Genomic DNA, 17,365 nt, shown 5'->3' on the forward strand with positions numbered 1-17,365 from the left:
ATGATAACAGATGCCTCCTGGTTCCGTTCACATCAAAAAAATGGATATAAACTGTGCCGATAATACAACAAATATAAGGGCAACCGGGTAGGTAGCTGCATAGGAAGCCGCCACTGCTTCTGTCTTTGTTACTGCCAGCAGTGTGCCAAGGGCCGGGGTGCTGGTCATGCCTCCGCATATGGAGCCCAGGGAGTTCAGAATGTCCATGGAGAATATCCTGGTTGCCAGCACATAGCCGATCACCATGGGAAACAGCGTCATCAATGCGCCCAGGAAAAACAGGGCCACACCGTACTGGGCCAATATTTCCACAAAGCCTTTGCCCGCATTGGTTCCTGCTCCCATTAAGAACAGCACCAGGCCGAACTCACGCAGTGTCTCCAGGGTGGGCTTTGGTACAGAGATGGAAATGGGCCCCATGTGCATAAAATGTCCCATCACAAGACCTGCCAACAGCGGTCCTCCCGATGTTCCCAGGGTAAAGCTGGCGCCTGCCGGAAGAGGAATGACGATCTTGCCCATAAGTATACCGGCAATGGTAGCGATCATAAATGGGAAAAAGCCAAATTCATCCAGCTCGATACGCTTTTTTGGGGAAGTATCATGATGTATGTTCTTTTCCATAGATTGGTTTAATCGGCTCACTTCCTCCGGGATATTGACATTTAACAGCTTTGGCACCATCTGTACAAACAGCACTACCCCAATCACGCCAAAGGGATAAGCGATCCCGTAGCCGATGGAGGCCATGGAATCCCCTGTAGCATCAATTGCGGCCGCCAGCCCCGGCGTGCTTGTAAGCGCCCCCGTCATCATTCCCACTGCCAGCGGCGTGGGGATCCCCCCGAGGGTAATGACCAGAACACAGCTGCCTGCTCCCGCAATAATGATCAGTATACCGATCACCACATAAGACAAAGCCTTGCTCTTAAAATTCCGGAAAAATACAGGTCCTGCGATAAAGCCCACCGCGGTGACAAAACAGATCAGGCCGAACTCACGGATCACCGATGGGATCTCCATCCCGTAATGTCCGAACAGAAGCGCCACGATCAGCACTCCGGAGGTTCCCAGCGACAATCCCTTTACCTTGATACTTCCTAAAAGATAACCTAACACACCGATTATAAAAACCGTTAACAATGGATTCATCCCAATCCCTCCAACTTTTATATTCATGAACGCAAAAGGATGCGCCTCTCCTCCGGAGGATTTTTGAGACGCACCCTTTTATCCGCTATGTTATACTAGAATGTTATACTAGAATTTTATAAGATGATACTCCGCCCTACACGGATTGCCGGGTGCAAAATACATTTCTTCCCGTTCCAGGTCCATGATAATACTAAAGATCGTCCCGAGACGTTTACCGGCCGGCTCCAGCTCATCTTCATGTCGACAGATACTGTCGGGATAGCTTGTATGATCGCTCATCATTTCCTTGATATCCGACACTCTTACCTTGCGGTCCAGTCCACGCACCATGGTCCTCATCCTTCCAAGGCGCAGGAAGCTGTCCGGAAGAGAGATTCTGGTGGTGTCCTTTACATACATAAGCCTTGGGGTGATAAAATGATTGGTATGGGCAAGCCACCCTTCCTCTGCATACAGTGCGTCAAAGTCGCCGGGGCCTACCTCAAGGCTTACGCCCTCCCCTTTGGAGCTGCCGATCATATAGTGGGCACAGCAGGACAGGTTCATGCATGTGGTTGCCCTAATCATATCCGAGAGGGACTGGCTGTCCAGCATTCCCCTCATAGCTATATGAAGGGGCAGGGCTTTGCCTTCCACCTTCTGGTTGGATGCCAGTGCGTTCAGGGTAACACCGATCCCCGCACTGTTATATCCAATCTTCCCAATGATCCCGGCCTCTGTGACCATGGTTATATCAGGCTTTGTCTGCTGTTTGATGTGCATGATGATGCACCCTGCCTGCTCCGTCATTTTCCAGTCCCAGTTTTGGCCTAGGAGCGTTGTCCCCGTCTCCGTCACCATAGGGGTAAACACAAACGTGGTGCATCCATCGGTATTGCTGCTGATCTGGCCGCCCTGCAGTACGATCTCACTGCGGACATTGAGGGCCAGGATTTCATCGGTCCCATAGCCTGAACCGTCCGCAATGCCCCTGATCTCTTCCATATAATCAGGATCATATTCATTGATGGTGGAAATAAAAGTCCTTGCATAGCTGCATGCGTCCTCCCACCTGATATGGGAGTAATCCCAGAACATTGCCTTGTAGGTATTGATACTGATCTCCACCTGTTTCTTTGCTTCCCGCCCATGGATCAATCCGATCTCGTAGGGCGTTCCCGAAGCGGTAATAATAGGAAATAAATCCTTGTTGATCACATTCTCACTCCTTTCGCTGCCCATTTCCCGTGTTTTACGGACTAATCAGGGATAAAGCTGGCTCCAATCTCTGCCGCTGTGGCGAACCAGGCTCCTCTTTCCGCCATATAGTTGATCAGCTGCTCGTACATCTGGATCATGTGGGCGCGTCCAATGGTCTGTGGATGGGTGGTCAGGATATAGCAGGCGCCCTCCAGTGTACAGGCGTAGTCAAAGATGGAAGCCCATCTGTCATAGATATCCTGGGCCGGGCGCTGTCCCTCCTGCCCTCCGGTCATATACTCTGTCTGGGGGAAATCATCCAGGAACCAGGACACGGGCAGTTCCAGGATCTTAGACGGCTCACCAAACTCATTGGCACGGTCTGAGTGCGGGGTTACCGGCCTTGGGTAGTAGGGATGCAGGTCGTTGCCCATCAGGCTGCTGTCATACAGGAACCCGTTTTCCTCCAGAATCTTAATGGTGTTGGGGCTGAAGTCCCAGTACGGGGAACGGTATGTGAGCGGCTTGGGAGCGCCGATCTTATCCAGGGATTCCAGGGCCATCTGCATTACCTTTGTCTCCTGCTCATATGTAGCTTTTGTGGGGTTTTCATGTACATAGCCATGACAGCCTATTTCGTGGCCCGCGGCAAGTACTTCCTTACAGATATCCGGGAAGGTGTCGGCCGTATGGCCCGGTATGAACCAGCTGGTTTTAATATCGTATTTCTTAAACAGTTCCAACAGCCGGGGAGCGCCTACCTCTGCGCCAAATTCTCCGCGGCTCATATATGCCGGTGAAAGGAGATTAAAGGAACCGTCCCATATACTCTGGGCATCAAAATCACATCCAAGATTAACCGCAACTTTTTTTCCGGGCGGCAATTTAACTTTTCCAGTTTTCTGCATAAATCATTTCCTCCTTAAGATACTTGGACTTTGTTGGTTTCGATTGGTTTCACGTTCTATTTCCGACAGATCACCGTGCACTGGTTCCTTGTCAAGTTATAACGGTTCCATGGCCCTGGAATAATACTACTGCAGCTATTGACATAACTATAAAAATGTGGTAGTTAAGAAAGTAGATTCTATCCCTATGTTCGTTCTTTATTAACAACTTCTTTACGCTTAAATCATAGCATGCTTTCCTGATTGGAAGAAGAATAAATATACTATGTCCATGTACAGGAAAAGCTTACACCCAGCCCCCTTACAGGAGGTACGAACCCATGTATGATAAACATCTGGATTCATTTATCGTCATTGCCGAATCAGGCAGTTTTTCGTCCGCTGCCGACAAGCTGTTCATATCCCGCACCGCCCTGATCCAGCAGATCAATCTTCTGGAAAAGGAACTGGGGTTCCAGCTTTTTAACCGGCACAATAAAGGCGTTTGCCTTACGCCTTCCGGTGAATATTTTTATCAGGAAGCCAAAAAGGTGATACACATATCCAATACCGTACTGATGCGCTGTAAAGAATTAGAAGAAAGATCCAGGGAGACCATACGGATCGGCACGCTGCCAAATTTTACAGCAGAACTTCTGCCCCAGATCTGCCGTAAGTTTACGGAGCAGTATCCAAATATCAACCTCCAGTTTATAGAATATCCCCTGGAACGATACTTTAAGAATTTTCTGAATAACAACTTTGACATTACCACAGAATATATGTGCGGGTATATGTTTGAAGATCACGGTTACAGCTTTGTAAAGCTGATGGAGGACAAGCACTGCTGCGGAATGTCCCCCAGGCATCCCCTGGCCAGGAAGGAACGCATTACCGTTCATGACCTGCACGGCCAGAAAATCATGATGTACGCAAGGGGGATTACCCGGGCGGATGACCGGCTTCGGGATTACATAGGCGCGGTTGCCCCGGATGTTCAGATTATTGACATCCGCCACTATGGCAGCTCCCTGCCCCTGAAATGTGAATTAGATAATCTGATCCTGATCTACTACTCCATGTACTGGAAAAGTTTTCCATCTCTCGCCACCCTTCCCATGGACATGACCATGGATTTTCCCATTGACATCGGCCTGGGATACAGGGTTGATTCAAACAATGCGGTAAAACAGTTTATTGGTCTGGCAAAGAGTATGTATCCTTTTAACAAATAATACCGCTTATCCTTTACAAATGGGATGATATGATACCTCTTAAGCAGACAAGACAAATAACCAAAATCTACTTAAGGGGTATTTTCATGTCTAAATCACCGTATACGCCAGGGTTCAGAGCAATGGTTTCTCAAGAGTATCCAGACGGTTTAGGCTCATATGAATATCTGGCAACTAAATATCAAATCGGCGGAACACAATTAAGAGAATGGATTGCCAAATATAGGCAGTATGGTTTGAATTGAGGACTATATACGATTTTACAGTAAAGAACGTCCCCTTGAACGATATCAGTGCAAATCACCTCTGGAAGTACGGATTGAAGCACTGACTTCGGATGAACCAATAGAATATCCTATAGCTAAGAACAAGCGAATTGAGAAATATAGAGAGAAATGATGTGCATAGAAAAATGACCACACTTGAAACGGTGTGGCCATTCATCAGCACTTAATTTTAGATATTTTATTTGTTCTTACAGGTCTTTCTTTATAAAATCCCCTTCCTTCATAATCACATCCATGGTGTCCACGGTGAGTTCACGGATGTTTCTGAGAGGATTGCCGTTGATCACCAGAAGGTCCGCGCTCTTTCCCGCCTCAAGTGAACCGGTGACCTTATCCACCCGCAGCACCTTGGCTCCGTTTAATGTGGCGGCAACAATGGTATCCATCTCGCTGATCCCGGCGCATTCCACAAAGGCGTGAAGCTCTCCCACCGTGGTTTCCCCGTAAGGGGTCATCTGGGAATTAAAGGAGTCGGAACCAGTGGTCAGAAGGATTCCTCTCTCCTTTGCCTTTTTCAGGTTTGCGTAAATACGGTTTAGATCCTTCTGGGCAACAGTTTCACCCGGGTACTGATCATGAAGGGCCGGATCATACCTGGGAGGAAATGTGGTCAGCCAGGCCGGCATAAAGTTGATGGTTGGACAAAGGGCGATCCCCTTTTCCGCCATCAGATCCAGTGTCCCGTCATCCAGCGACTGGCCGTGGATGATCAGATCCACGCCTGCCTTTACGGAATTGGCCGCGCTGCCAAAGCAGTGGGACCAGACAGGGACATGGCGCATCTTACATTCATCCACAACGGCCTGAACCTCTTCCATGGTATAGTGCTGGTCCATGGCAGTCTCCCACCTCCAGATTCCGCCTCCGGTTGCCCATATCTTAATGGCGTCCGGATCCTCCCGCAGCCTGCGGCGGACCGCTTTTCTCAGATCCCAGGGACTGTCCACACACTCGCCCCATGGATGTCCCTCTCGGTTCCTCTCAATGGACACCTTGTGGGAATCTCCGTGGGAGCAGGTGGCGCAGAATCCGCGCCCCGTTGCAACCACCCGCGGGCCTTTCATTACCTTTTGTTCGATCATGTTGCGGATATGGATGCCGAACAGCGAAACCTCCCCAACGGTTGTAAGGCCTGCCTCCAGGCACTCATGGGCCTGCTGTACGGCTACCACTGCCTTCTGAAGGTTATCCTCCGTGGGCCAGTCCGTGTCATTGTCCGTCAGGTTCCCGGAAAAGTGCAGATGGGCATCGATCAGGCCCGGCATGATCGTCTTACCGCTAATGGTATGTACCTCATATCCGTCCGGAACTGCCTGATCCCCGCCTGCATAGGTGATCTTGTCTCCGTCCACAAGCACAAGGCTGTTTTCCACTGCCTGTGCCCCTGTCCCATCGATCAGCAGCCCGCCCTGAAATGCATATTTTTTCATAATTTCTCTCCTTTAATACTTTTGCTTATGCCCAGATATCACCGATCGTAAAGCCCTCGGTAAAGGGATCCGTTGGGTCCAACACCAGGTTTCCGTATCCGTAGATCCAGGATTCACCGGCAATGGTGGGGATCACTGCCTTATGTCCGCCGATCTCCGTCTCCTCTACCAGCTCCCCTTTGTAAACAACTCCAAGTAAGCCCTGATGACGGAACGGTTCATTCAGCTTTAATTCTCCCTTGGCGTACATGGCAGCCATTCTGGCACATGTGCCGGTACCGCATGGACAGCGGTCCAAGGCGCCGATCCAGGTGGAAGGATTGTCAAAATCCACTGCGCCGCTGGCTACCGTAACTGCATTCCGGATATCGGCCCTAGGATCATCCGTTGGCCCGAACAACTGGGAAATGGTAATACCCACGCCTGGATAGCTGGGATGCTCCACGGGCAGCTGATCCTGGGAAGCCTTTAAGATCAGGGAGGAAACGCGTGTAATCTCGCGCCCCATTTCAGGTGTCAACTCAATCCACGGGAACTGCCGTACATCCGCCATTGCATAGAACATACCGCCCCACGCAACGTCCACCTTTACCTTCTCAACGCCATGGCCAATATGGGGAACCGCAATCTCAACATCCGTATATACAGCAAATGCAGGTACATTTTTAAAAGTCACCTCAGTTACCTTGCCGTTTTCACATTTTGCCTTGATCCCGATCAGGCCTGCAGGCGCTTCCAGCTGGAACTCCGTATAAGGTTCCTTCATCTCGATCATTCCTGTTTCCAAAAGGACGGTGGCGACAGAGATAACATTGCCCCCGGACATCATGGGATACTCGGTCTGTTCCATGATGATAAAGCCGGCAGCGGCATCCGGATGCTTTGGGGGAACGATAATGTTACAGCACATAGGGGGATATCCTCTGGGCTCACGGAGCAGGAATTTACGCAGCCCATCGTTATACAGCCTCAGATACTCCTCCATCTCATAGACACTGTTGCCTGGTATATGCCCAACACCGCCGGTCACAACACGCATGGGTTCCCCATCATGAGTCTCCACAACATTGATCACTCTTTTAAAACTCATTTCTCTTCCTCCTTTAAATTATTATAGTCTATTTGATTTATATCCTAATAATAAACATGGATCTCATCCCTGTCAGCAAAGAATTCCACTTCCTTTGCACCCTCAAGCTTTGCGTAATCCTCTTCGCTTATATTGACCACCGGAATATCCACATTATAGAAGCGTTTGGCAATAATGGGTCCGGTAAGAACCACGGGATCACTGCGCAGGTTAATGATGGCGGCCGGAGCACACCCGATGCGGATCTGCTCCAGAATGATCAGTCCGGTGCCGCTGCTGCCCTTGGGGGTGGTAAATGCCAGCACCTTGCCGGACATGTTCTTCTGATACAGGCTGTGGCGGTTGTCACGGATCACTCCGCTCCGGGGATCCACGGTTCCCCAGAAACTCATGGGCTCATTGGCCCAGAGCAGCTCAGCTCTGACATTACCATAGACCGCGGTCTTACATTTTACCGTTATCTTCTCCATGGCTTCTCCTCCTTTACAACCTTGCCGGCCACTGCGGATTCAATACATTCCTTCATGCTGCCAAACACAGGCTGCAGGCCGCGCATGGAGAAACAGTATGTGTCAAATTTTCCCGAGTTGGACATCATGGTCTTTGTACCCAGATTCTTATTCCTGTATTCCAGAATACAGCCATCACAGTAAATCTCCACTCCCAGCCTGGTCAGGCGCTCGTACAGCCCGCTGTCCTTTAATCGGTCATTTACACTTCGTGGCGTGATCAGCCAGAAATTCACATTGTCATGTACCCTCCTGCCCCGGAACAGTTCTTCAATCCTGGCACATTCATTATAAGAGCAGTGGGGACATCCCAGCACCACCGCATCAATATCCGTCACATCCGGATTGGTGATCTGCCGCTCCGCCTCAGCCAGGTGGGACAGATGGATTTCCACCACCTCCTGGGGCTCTTTCCCATTAAATGCCTGCTCTTTTGTCTGAGCCTCAGGCGTAACCCCGATCATATGGAACAGTGCGATCCCGCCGGAAGATGCGGCCGTGGCACTGAACTGTTTTAAAATTTCATTGGTAATGCCCTTTGAAGGCATCCCTTCCAGCGCCCAAATCCTGTCAGCCACAATGGAGCCATAGGCATAGGAAACCAAATTAAATATATCTTCCTCCTCAAAATACTCAGGCCTGATGTCATCTCCCAGCTTCACAAGCCCCTGGGCGTACCGGTTCTCCGGCACATGAAGTCCAAAGTACGGGACACGGCCTGCTATGCCGCAGAGCAGTTCCAGCGGACCTGCGTAACGGTTAGTGCGGGCCCCGATGATGGAGTTGTAATAACAGATCACATTAGATTCCGCACTGGCAAACTGCTGTCCAAAGGAGGGCGCCATCCCCACATGGTAGGGAGCGCAGGACCATGTGGGGATGGCTCCCATTTTCACATGGGCCGCTTCGATCCTGCGGGTTGCCGCCATGGTCTCCACTTCATGCTTCTGTCTGTCCCAAAGGTTGATATCACATGCTGTTGCATTGGTGGTAGTGGGAACAGCGAACTTTGCCCCATGGCCGGCCAGGTGTTCTGCAAAGGCTACCTGGGCCTCACCTGCATATACGGTGCTGTCATCATGACATCCAACCACCTCTACGAACTCTTCCACATCATAAAACCGTGCCAGGTCACACAGTGCCTCCATGGCCTGACGGCGCATTTCTCCCTGATCGCCGTTTAACATTGACTTTTCATAATCAGTCAGCCTCATTCCTGCCCCCTTTCTTCCGGGACTTCAAGATAACCGGAGTTTGGCAGATAAAAACATTTCTTCGCATATCTGAACAGAACAATGGCACACATGATCAACACAATGCTCTGCAGCAGTCCCACCAGTGTAAACATTCCCTTAACTGAATTAATACCGCCGGTTGCAACCAATGTATACGCGGTTCCTCCCAGAATACATCCAACCAGGATCTTCTGCCTTCTAGGCGCCTCATCTTCAGCAGAAAGGCCATTGACAGACAGGGTTGCCGCCACGGACGCCATGGGATCTGCCAGCGTACAAAAACTCAGTGTTACCGTACACAGGAACATAACCGTTATGATCTTGCTGAAAGGAAGTGTTCCAATGATCTGGAATACTGTGGCCTGCATACCTGCGCTGCTTACAGCCTCCCATACGTCCAATGTTCCGGAGGTCTGCAGATAAATGGTCTGGCCGCCGAAAACACCGATCCAGAGAATACAGAAAAATGACGGCACAAGGATCTGTACCAGCATAAAGGTCCGCACCGAGCGGCCTCTGCCCATACGTGCAAGGAACATTCCGATCACTGGCGCGTATACGATAAAGGACGCCCAGTACTGAACAATCCAGTCCGCGAACCATTTATCATCAGCAGCCATTGCGTTGGCCATGGTGGTCTGTGTGCCCCAGTTATCCACAATAAAGCCAATGGATTCCGATGTGATCTTTGTGATGAATTCGGTATTTCCAAATATGAAAACATATGCCAGCAGGAAAAAGAAAAAATACATACAGGCGGAAGATACCAGCTTAAGCCCCTTTCCAATACCGGAAACACAGGAAAGGACAAAGATCGCAGTGACAAAGACCGCTGCAAACAGCCAGGTCACGGCTGACTGGGGAATGCCGAATGCGGCTTCCAGCCCTGCTCCGATCTGCATCAGGCCCACACCCATGGAATTGGAAGTGGCTCCCATGAGACAGAAGATAACAACGGCGGTGACCAATGTATTCAGCCATCCGATCTTTTTTCCCGTAGCGCTTTCCACAATGGAGTTAAAGGACAGATTCTTCTTACGGTTGTAGCAGATGATTGCAAAGGCTGCCCCGCAGATGGCATACATGCAGTACTGGACAAAACTCCAGTCCCACATAGCCTGGGCCACTGCAAAGATGCCCGCCCTGCGGCTTCCTGCCTCCCCCATGGCTGCGGGTGTTGTCATGAAATGGAAGATCGGCTCGCCCATTGCCCAGAACAGAAGACCTGTGCCAATACCGGAACAGATGGACATCGCACACCAGGATGCCATGCTGTATTCCGGTTTTGCATCCTTGCCTCCGATGATCACATCTCCGTACCTGCCGATCAGAAATACCACAGCAAGAAAAATAAATACAAGCGATAAAAGATTTATGTAAGCCCCGAAATAATCCGCCATTCCATAGAGAAGTTTGGTCATGACCGCTCCCACCTCCTCTGTCCATATTACACCGGACAAGATAAAAGTGATCAGGATGACAATCGCCGGCCAAAACGCCCACTTATTGATCTTCCGGTTATCCGTAGTTTTATTATCCAATTTAATTACCCCCTCCTGGTTTAAAAACCTATGTCTTTGTTTGCACTGCCCCTTTATATGAATATATCATATCAATTGCTTTTCCATGAGAATCTCATGTTCCGCTTTCTGCAAAGGCAATCATGGACGCTTCCAGAGGCACGTCTTCCGGAAGCGCAGCCACCTGTACACAGACACGGGCAGGCCTGTGATTCCCAAAGAATTCTTTGTACGCCTCATTGATCTGTGCAAAATCCTTTAAGTCCCTGATATACACCTCCACTCTGGCAACGCTCTCCTTACATCCTCCTCCGGCTTCCACGATACTTAACAGGTTCCCCAGAACCAATGCAGTGGCTGCCTTGACCTCATAGACATACTCACCATTCTTTGTAAGGGGAATCTGGCCGGAGGTGAGGATCATATCTCCATACTTACGTCCGTGGCAATAGGGGCCTAATGCCGGCGATGCTTCCACGCTCACAAGTTCTTTTGGTTTCATTTTCATCTCTCCTTTCTTCATTTTTTATTTATTTTGTTTCACTTTTTTATTATATATTTCATTTTTTATTTTATATTTACATAATAAAACCAATTATCTTGATTGTCAACAATTCGTTTCAATAAGATTTAATCTTCGTCATATTTACTAATGCACACTAATGATTTTTGTGATAATAGCCAGTGGCTTGTAAATATGCTGTTAAGACCATAAAATATTTAGTGAAAATGCCGGAAAGCAAAACAAGTACCCGTGTTATAACAAACCACAGATACCTGCTCCTGAGTTATGATCACAGGGGATTACTATTCGGGTCAGTCATCATAGACAACCAACAGCGCATCTGCAATGGCTGCTCCGTCTTCCGTAATAAATACAGGATTTATATCCAGCTCTTTAACCGTATCCTTTCCCTCTGATGCCATCTCGCTGATTTTTACAAGAAGGTCAGCCAGAGCCTTTTTGTCACAGACCAGTCCTCCTCTGTAGCCGTTAAGAAGGGGATAGGAAGCCAGCTTCCCAATCATGGCTTCAGCCTGGCTCATGGTAAGAGGTGCAGGCGCCAGCTGTACATCCTTAAACAGCTCCACAAATACACCGCCCATCCCCACCATGATCATGGGTCCAAAATCCCTGTCGTTGTTAACACCAATGATCATCTCCGTACCGGCCCGGAGCATGGGTTTTAGGAGAACACCTTCCAAAACCGCCTCCGGGGCATTTTTCCTGCAATTATCCATGATCAAGGCAAATGCCTCCCGCAGTCCGTTTTCATCCTTAATATTCAGTTTCACTCCGCCCACATCGGATTTGTGCTGGATATCCCTGGAATGGATCTTTACAGAAACAGGGTATCCCAGCTTTTGGGCTGCTTTTACAGCTTCATCAGCTGTGGCGGCAACTGCCTGGGGCGGAATGGGAATCCCGTGTCCGCTGAGGTAATTCAGGCTCTCAAACTCACTGAGACTGTGTGACAGCGTATGCTTTTTCTCCGGAATGGCCGGCACTACGGGTTCAAATCCGCCGACTGCAAAATCCAGGATCTTTTTAAGGGCATTACAGCCGTAACGTCCCGTGGGGAGCAATGGGGTGCCTGCTGCCTTTAAGATATCCGCACTCCCCTGATGCCTGGTATGCTCGATAAAAGGAATCCAAAACACTGGCTTTAAGTCTTTATTCCCACGGGCAATGGAAACCGCCTCCACCATATGGGAGATGGTATCATCCCAGATCTCAGGCGTGATGGTATAAGCCACCACAATGGCATCCACGCCGGGGTCTTTGGAAATAGCCTCCATGGCCTGCACCATGACCGGCGTATTGTAGCCGATCCCTGCCGTCATGTCAAAAGGGTTGTTGACAGAACCATAATCCGGCACCAGGGTCTGCAGGTATGCCTTTGTCTCCTGATTCATCTCTGCCAGAGGGATTCCATATTCTTCCGCCAGATCCGCCATGACGCCGGCCTCCCCCCCTGATACATTCATAAATACGCAGCGTTCACCCTTTGGAAGATCTTCCAGCCAGGAAAATGCCGCTGCCAGGCCCATCAGTTCCTCCAGATCACCTGCTTCCACCACACCGTACCGCTTAAACACGGCCCGCAGCACCTTATCCGCCCCTGACAGGGATCCGGTATGGGACCGGGCCAGTTCCTGGGACTTGCTGGAACGGCCGGTTTTTAACACGACCACGGTTTTCTTCTTTAGGGCTGCCTTCTGCAGGGTGTCCACCAGCTTCTCAGGCCTGGTAACCCCTTCCATGTATGCTGCCACCACCTTGGTATCCTCATCATCCACCAGGAAATCCAGATAGTCCTCCACTTTTACATTACACGAATTTCCGGAGGAGATTACATGGCTAAAGCCCATACCCGGACTGTCCAGCCCTCCAAGGACGATCTGCCCGCTCTGGGAGACCATGCCGATATTTCCCCGGCGCTCCCGCTCCTCTACCAAAAAGGCAAAGGCAAAGATCCCATCCACAAAATTCGCAAATCCCGCGCAATTAGGTCCCATGACCGCAATCCCAAGACGGTCCGCTGCCTGGACCAACTCCTGCTGCAGGATCTCTCCTTCCTGTCCCACCTCGCTATAGCCGCTGGCAAATACAACCGCTCCTCCGCAGTTTTTCCCCGCTGCTTCCTCTAACAGGGGAATGATCGTCTTCTGAGGCGTACAAAGGATCACAAGATCCACATCCCCCTCTATCTCAGAAAGGGAATGGTATGCCCGGTGCCCGAATATGGTATCCCTGCCCGGATTCACCAGATACAGACGGTCCAGGTTTTTGGAGAATTTAAGATAGTTTCTGGTCGTGTCGCCGCCGAATCCGGCCTTCTCACTTGCCCCAACAATGGCAATTGTCTTTGGTTTTAATAGCTTATTAAGATCCATGGCAAAACCCCTCTCTCATCTTCAGATCCTATATTCTATTCAATCCGCCTCAACGGATCCTGAATGTGATATCTTCTCAGCTTTTTCATATCCTGCTTCAAAACTCTTTACATTTTTCTCACTGGTTTTCCCCTTATGCTCAAAATAATCCCGCAATGTGTCAGAAAACTGCTGCTTATCCAGCATATGGGTGGCCGCGATCATGGCTCCCATCATAACCAGATTCGCTCCTCTGGCATTATCAAGGTCCGCGGAGATCCCCATTGCATCCACTCCAATGACTTCCAGGTTGTCAGGATACTCCCTGTTGCCAAACAATGATTTGTTGATGATCACTTTGCCTCCGTCAGCCACCTGGCCGACATATGTATTGTAGGCGTCCTCGTTCATGCAGACCAGGACATCCAGGTTATCGGGATAGGGACTTCCGATCTCTTCATCTGAAACCACTACACGGCAAAGGGCGATACCGCCGCGCATCTCAGCGGAGTATTCACTGGTCCAGCTTACATTTTTACCATTCTCAGCAGCGATCTGGATTAAGATCTTACCGGCCGTCAGCACACCCTGACCACCAATTCCCGCAAACATAATATCAGCCATTTGCTTCACCCCCATTATCTGTATTGTCTACATAAACTTTTACCGGGAATACCGTTTCATTTTCCTCTATCAGTTTTTTCATGGCGTCCACCGGAGTCATCTTCCAGTTGGTGGGACAGGGAGACAGTACTTCTATTATGGAAAATCCCTTGCCTTTCCGCTGATTCTCAAATCCCTTTTTAATCATCTTCTTTGTCTCATTGATATGCTGAGGGTCATACAGGGCGCCCCGGGCCGCGTATGCGATGGGGTACTGGCTGATAATATTCAGCATATCAAAGGGATCTCCTGCCACCCGGTCATCCCTTCCGCTCTTGCTGCTTGTGGTTTTGTCTCCTACCAGTGTGGTGGCAAGGCACATCTGGCCTCCAGTCATGCCAAAGATTCCGTTGTTCACCACGATCATGGTGATGGGGACATTTCTCTGGGCGGCAAAACATGTCTCGGAAAGTCCGATCACATAGGAACATCCATCACCTGCATGTACGTATACATTGGCTTCGGGACGCACCTTTTTAATACCCGTGGCAACGGCGGCGCATCGTCCATGGGGACCTGCGATCCCATCACAGTTAAGTGTGTCAATGGACCAGTAGGCGCAGGCAATGTCCACCACCTGTACGGTTCTCTCCACCATTCCCAGTTCTTCACAGCACTCCGCGATCAGGCGCTGGATGATGCCGTGTCCGCAACCGCCGCACCAGCCCACCTGCTGATTGATCATTTTCGGTTTTGTTAATTTCACAGCCATATTAGTAAACCTCCAATTCCTTTTCTTTTCCTTCCAGTACACGGTAACAATAATCTACAATCCCCTGGGTCTTGGGTACATACTTGGATGTGAGATATGCATATACAGGTACAGAGAATCTTGTGGCCAGACATATATCCTGCCCCATCTGGGCCGACAGGCTCATCTCCACGGAGACAAGTCCTTTCACGGTTTCAGGCAGGTTCTTAAATGCTTTTTCCGGGTAAGGCCATGCGCTGATCAGACGGATCAGGCCCAGCTTAAGCCCCTGGGTCCTGGCACGGCGTACAGCTGATTTACATACCCTGGAGGAGATTCCGTATGCCACAAGAACCAGCTCGGCATCCTCTGTCATAAATTCCTCCCAGCGCTGCTCATTGTCATGCATGGTTTTGAATTTATCCCTGACCATGCGGTCATACTCACCATAGTCCATGGAACGGTCAAGGTTGGTCACCTTTACTTTTGGCTCATCCGGTTTCTTATACCCCTTAATTGCCCAGTCAAATTTATCTTTGTCATGTTCCCTTGCTTGCGGCAATACTACCTTTTCAATCATCTGGCTGATACCGCCGTCACTTAAGATAATGACCACGGTGCGGTACTTCTCGGCCAGGTCAAACGCCAAATATGTAAGGTCCGCACACTCCTGGACGGATGCAGGCGTGAGAACGATCTGCCTGGAATCCCCATGGCCGCCTCCCCGGACCGCCTCCCAGTAGGAATCCTGTCCTTCCGTTATCTCTCCATCGCCAACCCCGTACCGCATTACATCAATCAGGACCGCCGGCAGGTTGTAGGATGCCAGATAGGAGATCCCTTCCTGCTTCAGATCATATCCCGGTCCCGAGGAGCTTGTCATCACACGCTCTCCGCAGGCGGCTGCTCCCCAAAGCATACTCATGCTTGCGATCTCGCTTTCCCCCTGTACAAACACGCCGCCCCTGGAAGCCATATTAGCTGACATATATTCCAGGATCTCACTTTGTGGTGTGATGGGATAACCGGCATAGAAGCGGCATCCTGCCCTCAGTGCAGCCTCCGCAATGGCTTCATTTCCCTTCATTAGCTTAAATTTTTCACCCATGTCTCTTCTTTCCTCCCCTGCTAATCTACGGTACTGATGGTAAATACATAATCCGGACATATGGTATAGCAGCGTCCGCAGCCAATACACACATCCTTATTGATACCAATAATCTCATAACCCTTTTTGTTGATCTCCTTCAGGGGTTCGATCGCCTGAACCGGACAGGCCCCCACGCAGAGACGACATCCTTTGCAGAGATTTACATCTGCCGCAGCTTTTGCTTTTGCCATTTCTACCTCCTATTATTTGTTTCATTTTTCTTTATTGTATTTCACTTTTTATTTTGTAATTTCATAATATCATCATAAGTATTATTTTTCAAGTGTTTTTTATATGAATTGTACAAATCGATTTCATTTATTTTTTTATGCTTGCTAAATTCGATACTTTCTTCTATAATAATACTAAATATTGTAACGCACGTATCAGAATACGTTTTTTGTATAGGAGGATAATCAATGGCAAAGGAAACACCAAAGACTGATACAAAGATAGAAACCATTCAGGCCGTGGACAGGGCTTTACAGATCCTGGAAACCATCGGACGGGTAAACAGTATGAGCCTGGCAGAGTTGAATAAGGAAATAAAGGTAAATAAAGCATCCCTTTCCCGTCTGGTCTATACACTGGTACAGAACGGTTATCTGGCAAAGAATGAGAAGAACGGGGATTTTTCCCTGACCTTAAAAACATATGAGGTGGGACTGAACGCGGTCCAGAACTTGGATAAACTGTCCCTTATCAATTCCACTCTTGTGGATCTGAATAACCGGTGCGGACGGATCGCCCAGTTCTCCGTGGAGGACAACAACCAGCTTCTGTGCCTGCAGAGTATCGGCAAGGAAGCCATGAGTTTTTCCGTATACACCAGTGTGGGGCACCGTTCCCCGCTCTATAGCACCAGTGCGGGCAAAGCCCTGTTATCTACCTATTCTAATGGGGAGATCATTGAAAAGTGGGACAAGATGAACATCCAGTCCCTGACTGAGAATACCCTGACCGACCTGCAGCTATTTCTGCAGGATATCGGATTGACCCGGCAGAGGGGCTATGCCCTTGACCGGGAAGAAAATGAATATCATGTGTTTTGTTTGGGAACCGTTATCATGGATTTTTCCAACAGGCCCATCGGCGCCATCAGCGTCAGCGGAAGCAGTCTTTCGGAACAGGAAGAAAAGGAGATCAGCAGCCTGGTACTTACATCCAGCCGCAAGCTCTCCAATCTTTTAGGATATGCGATCCGGTAGCCTTTTCCGTTATATTCCAGCCCCTGCAGGAATCACCTTCCTCTGCCACAGGGGGCATACCTCCATTTTTCATATTATCTAAGAGTTACCCTCAGTGGACAAGGGGACACACGGTTTTGCACCACAGATTTGCGATTCTGCGGCGTTACTGTCGCTGGGCGTACGCCGACTGACGTTAACGCGGCCAGCCGCCAAAAAAACGGCGGTTGGGGCGTGTATCCCCTTGTCCACTGAGGGTATCTTGCCATG

Annotated in this window: 16 protein-coding genes; 2 read left to right on the forward strand and 14 right to left on the reverse strand. The window is 49.6% G+C overall.

Going from position 1 to position 17,365, the window contains the following annotated elements; all coding sequences use genetic code 11:
• Nucleotides 1-27 precede the first annotated feature (27 nt).
• The 3 genes from HMPREF9469_RS14685 to HMPREF9469_RS14695 all read right to left on the reverse strand — a co-directional run bounded on the left by HMPREF9469_RS14685 (nucleotide 28) and on the right by HMPREF9469_RS14695 (nucleotide 3,242).
• Entirely contained in the window at nucleotides 28-1,152 is a 1,125-nt protein-coding gene (locus HMPREF9469_RS14685) for an aspartate-alanine antiporter-like transporter (protein ID WP_007863212.1), read from the reverse strand.
• 108 nt (nucleotides 1,153-1,260) lie between these two features.
• Nucleotides 1,261-2,352 carry a C45 family autoproteolytic acyltransferase/hydolase gene (locus HMPREF9469_RS14690; RefSeq protein WP_007863213.1) on the reverse strand — a complete coding sequence of 364 codons (1,092 nt, stop codon included), beginning with the start codon at nucleotides 2,350-2,352 and terminating at the stop codon, nucleotides 1,261-1,263.
• A 41-nt stretch (nucleotides 2,353-2,393) separates the two neighbouring features.
• A complete protein-coding gene (locus HMPREF9469_RS14695; RefSeq protein ID WP_007863214.1) occupies nucleotides 2,394-3,242 on the reverse strand; it encodes a polysaccharide deacetylase family protein in 849 nt (282 codons plus the stop codon).
• A gap of 320 nt (nucleotides 3,243-3,562) precedes the next feature.
• Between HMPREF9469_RS14695 and HMPREF9469_RS14700 the strand changes: the two genes are divergently transcribed.
• Nucleotides 3,563-4,456, forward strand: coding sequence for a LysR family transcriptional regulator (locus tag HMPREF9469_RS14700; RefSeq protein ID WP_007863215.1), 894 nt, complete (start codon nucleotides 3,563-3,565; stop codon nucleotides 4,454-4,456).
• A gap of 475 nt (nucleotides 4,457-4,931) precedes the next feature.
• On the opposite strand, the gene HMPREF9469_RS14705 is transcribed toward HMPREF9469_RS14700, so the two are convergent.
• The 11 genes from HMPREF9469_RS14705 to HMPREF9469_RS14755 all read right to left on the reverse strand — a co-directional run bounded on the left by HMPREF9469_RS14705 (nucleotide 4,932) and on the right by HMPREF9469_RS14755 (nucleotide 16,099).
• On the reverse strand, nucleotides 4,932-6,173 hold the full coding sequence (locus tag HMPREF9469_RS14705; protein ID WP_007863217.1) for a metal-dependent hydrolase family protein: 1,242 nt from the start codon (nucleotides 6,171-6,173) through the stop codon (nucleotides 4,932-4,934).
• 25 nt (nucleotides 6,174-6,198) lie between these two features.
• Entirely contained in the window at nucleotides 6,199-7,263 is a 1,065-nt protein-coding gene (locus HMPREF9469_RS14710) for a proline racemase family protein (protein ID WP_007863221.1), read from the reverse strand.
• Nucleotides 7,264-7,307: 44 nt separating this feature from the next.
• Nucleotides 7,308-7,733 carry an aconitase X swivel domain-containing protein gene (locus HMPREF9469_RS14715; protein ID WP_007863223.1) on the reverse strand — a complete coding sequence of 142 codons (426 nt, stop codon included), beginning with the start codon at nucleotides 7,731-7,733 and terminating at the stop codon, nucleotides 7,308-7,310.
• Nucleotides 7,721-8,986 carry an aconitase X gene (locus HMPREF9469_RS14720; RefSeq protein WP_007863225.1) on the reverse strand — a complete coding sequence of 422 codons (1,266 nt, stop codon included), beginning with the start codon at nucleotides 8,984-8,986 and terminating at the stop codon, nucleotides 7,721-7,723. Before HMPREF9469_RS14720 ends, HMPREF9469_RS14715 begins: the two co-directional genes overlap by 13 nt.
• A complete protein-coding gene (locus tag HMPREF9469_RS14725; protein WP_007863227.1) occupies nucleotides 8,983-10,548 on the reverse strand; it encodes a BCCT family transporter in 1,566 nt (521 codons plus the stop codon). The genes HMPREF9469_RS14720 and HMPREF9469_RS14725 overlap by 4 nt, the downstream gene beginning before the upstream one ends.
• Before the next feature lie 94 nt (nucleotides 10,549-10,642).
• The gene (locus tag HMPREF9469_RS14730) at nucleotides 10,643-11,029 is read right to left on the reverse strand and encodes a RidA family protein (RefSeq protein WP_007863229.1); all 387 of its coding nucleotides are present in this window, start codon (nucleotides 11,027-11,029) and stop codon (nucleotides 10,643-10,645) included.
• Between the two features lie 314 nt (nucleotides 11,030-11,343).
• Nucleotides 11,344-13,425, reverse strand: coding sequence for an acetate--CoA ligase family protein (locus HMPREF9469_RS14735; RefSeq protein ID WP_007863232.1), 2,082 nt, complete (start codon nucleotides 13,423-13,425; stop codon nucleotides 11,344-11,346).
• A 39-nt stretch (nucleotides 13,426-13,464) separates the two neighbouring features.
• On the reverse strand, nucleotides 13,465-14,028 hold the full coding sequence (locus HMPREF9469_RS14740; RefSeq protein ID WP_007863237.1) for a 2-oxoacid:acceptor oxidoreductase family protein: 564 nt from the start codon (nucleotides 14,026-14,028) through the stop codon (nucleotides 13,465-13,467).
• On the reverse strand, nucleotides 14,021-14,779 hold the full coding sequence (locus tag HMPREF9469_RS14745) for a thiamine pyrophosphate-dependent enzyme (RefSeq protein ID WP_007863238.1): 759 nt from the start codon (nucleotides 14,777-14,779) through the stop codon (nucleotides 14,021-14,023). The genes HMPREF9469_RS14740 and HMPREF9469_RS14745 overlap by 8 nt, the downstream gene beginning before the upstream one ends.
• 1 nt (nucleotide 14,780) lies before the next feature.
• A complete protein-coding gene (vorB, locus tag HMPREF9469_RS14750) occupies nucleotides 14,781-15,866 on the reverse strand; it encodes a 3-methyl-2-oxobutanoate dehydrogenase subunit VorB (protein WP_007863240.1) in 1,086 nt (361 codons plus the stop codon).
• 20 nt (nucleotides 15,867-15,886) lie between these two features.
• Nucleotides 15,887-16,099 carry a 4Fe-4S binding protein gene (locus tag HMPREF9469_RS14755; RefSeq protein WP_007863242.1) on the reverse strand — a complete coding sequence of 71 codons (213 nt, stop codon included), beginning with the start codon at nucleotides 16,097-16,099 and terminating at the stop codon, nucleotides 15,887-15,889.
• Nucleotides 16,100-16,327: 228 nt separating this feature from the next.
• On the opposite strand from HMPREF9469_RS14755, the gene HMPREF9469_RS14760 reads away from it, so the two are divergent.
• Complete coding sequence (locus HMPREF9469_RS14760) at nucleotides 16,328-17,116, forward strand: IclR family transcriptional regulator (protein WP_007863244.1); 789 nt, start codon at nucleotides 16,328-16,330, stop codon at nucleotides 17,114-17,116.
• Nucleotides 17,117-17,365 lie beyond the last annotated feature (249 nt).

The organism is [Clostridium] citroniae WAL-17108 (assembly GCF_000233455.1).
GTDB classification, from domain to species: domain Bacteria; phylum Bacillota; class Clostridia; order Lachnospirales; family Lachnospiraceae; genus Enterocloster; species Enterocloster citroniae.

Excerpts from the sequence above, each read along its gene's own strand:
- HMPREF9469_RS14685 (WP_007863212.1), bottom strand. The coding sequence starts at position 1,152 with ATGAATCCATTGTTAACGGTTTTTATAATCGGTGTGTTAGGTTATCTT.
- HMPREF9469_RS14695 (WP_007863214.1), bottom strand. The coding sequence starts at position 3,242 with ATGCAGAAAACTGGAAAAGTTAAATTGCCGCCCGGAAAAAAAGTTGCG.
- HMPREF9469_RS14700 (WP_007863215.1), top strand. The coding sequence starts at position 3,563 with ATGTATGATAAACATCTGGATTCATTTATCGTCATTGCCGAATCAGGC.
- HMPREF9469_RS14705 (WP_007863217.1), bottom strand. The coding sequence starts at position 6,173 with ATGAAAAAATATGCATTTCAGGGCGGGCTGCTGATCGATGGGACAGGG.
- HMPREF9469_RS14710 (WP_007863221.1), bottom strand. The coding sequence starts at position 7,263 with ATGAGTTTTAAAAGAGTGATCAATGTTGTGGAGACTCATGATGGGGAA.
- HMPREF9469_RS14715 (WP_007863223.1), bottom strand. The coding sequence starts at position 7,733 with ATGGAGAAGATAACGGTAAAATGTAAGACCGCGGTCTATGGTAATGTC.
- HMPREF9469_RS14720 (WP_007863225.1), bottom strand. The coding sequence starts at position 8,986 with ATGAGGCTGACTGATTATGAAAAGTCAATGTTAAACGGCGATCAGGGA.
- HMPREF9469_RS14730 (WP_007863229.1), bottom strand. The coding sequence starts at position 11,029 with ATGAAACCAAAAGAACTTGTGAGCGTGGAAGCATCGCCGGCATTAGGC.
- HMPREF9469_RS14735 (WP_007863232.1), bottom strand. The coding sequence starts at position 13,425 with ATGGATCTTAATAAGCTATTAAAACCAAAGACAATTGCCATTGTTGGG.
- HMPREF9469_RS14740 (WP_007863237.1), bottom strand. The coding sequence starts at position 14,028 with ATGGCTGATATTATGTTTGCGGGAATTGGTGGTCAGGGTGTGCTGACG.
- HMPREF9469_RS14745 (WP_007863238.1), bottom strand. The coding sequence starts at position 14,779 with ATGGCTGTGAAATTAACAAAACCGAAAATGATCAATCAGCAGGTGGGC.
- vorB (WP_007863240.1), bottom strand. The coding sequence starts at position 15,866 with ATGGGTGAAAAATTTAAGCTAATGAAGGGAAATGAAGCCATTGCGGAG.
- HMPREF9469_RS14755 (WP_007863242.1), bottom strand. The coding sequence starts at position 16,099 with ATGGCAAAAGCAAAAGCTGCGGCAGATGTAAATCTCTGCAAAGGATGT.
- HMPREF9469_RS14760 (WP_007863244.1), top strand. The coding sequence starts at position 16,328 with ATGGCAAAGGAAACACCAAAGACTGATACAAAGATAGAAACCATTCAG.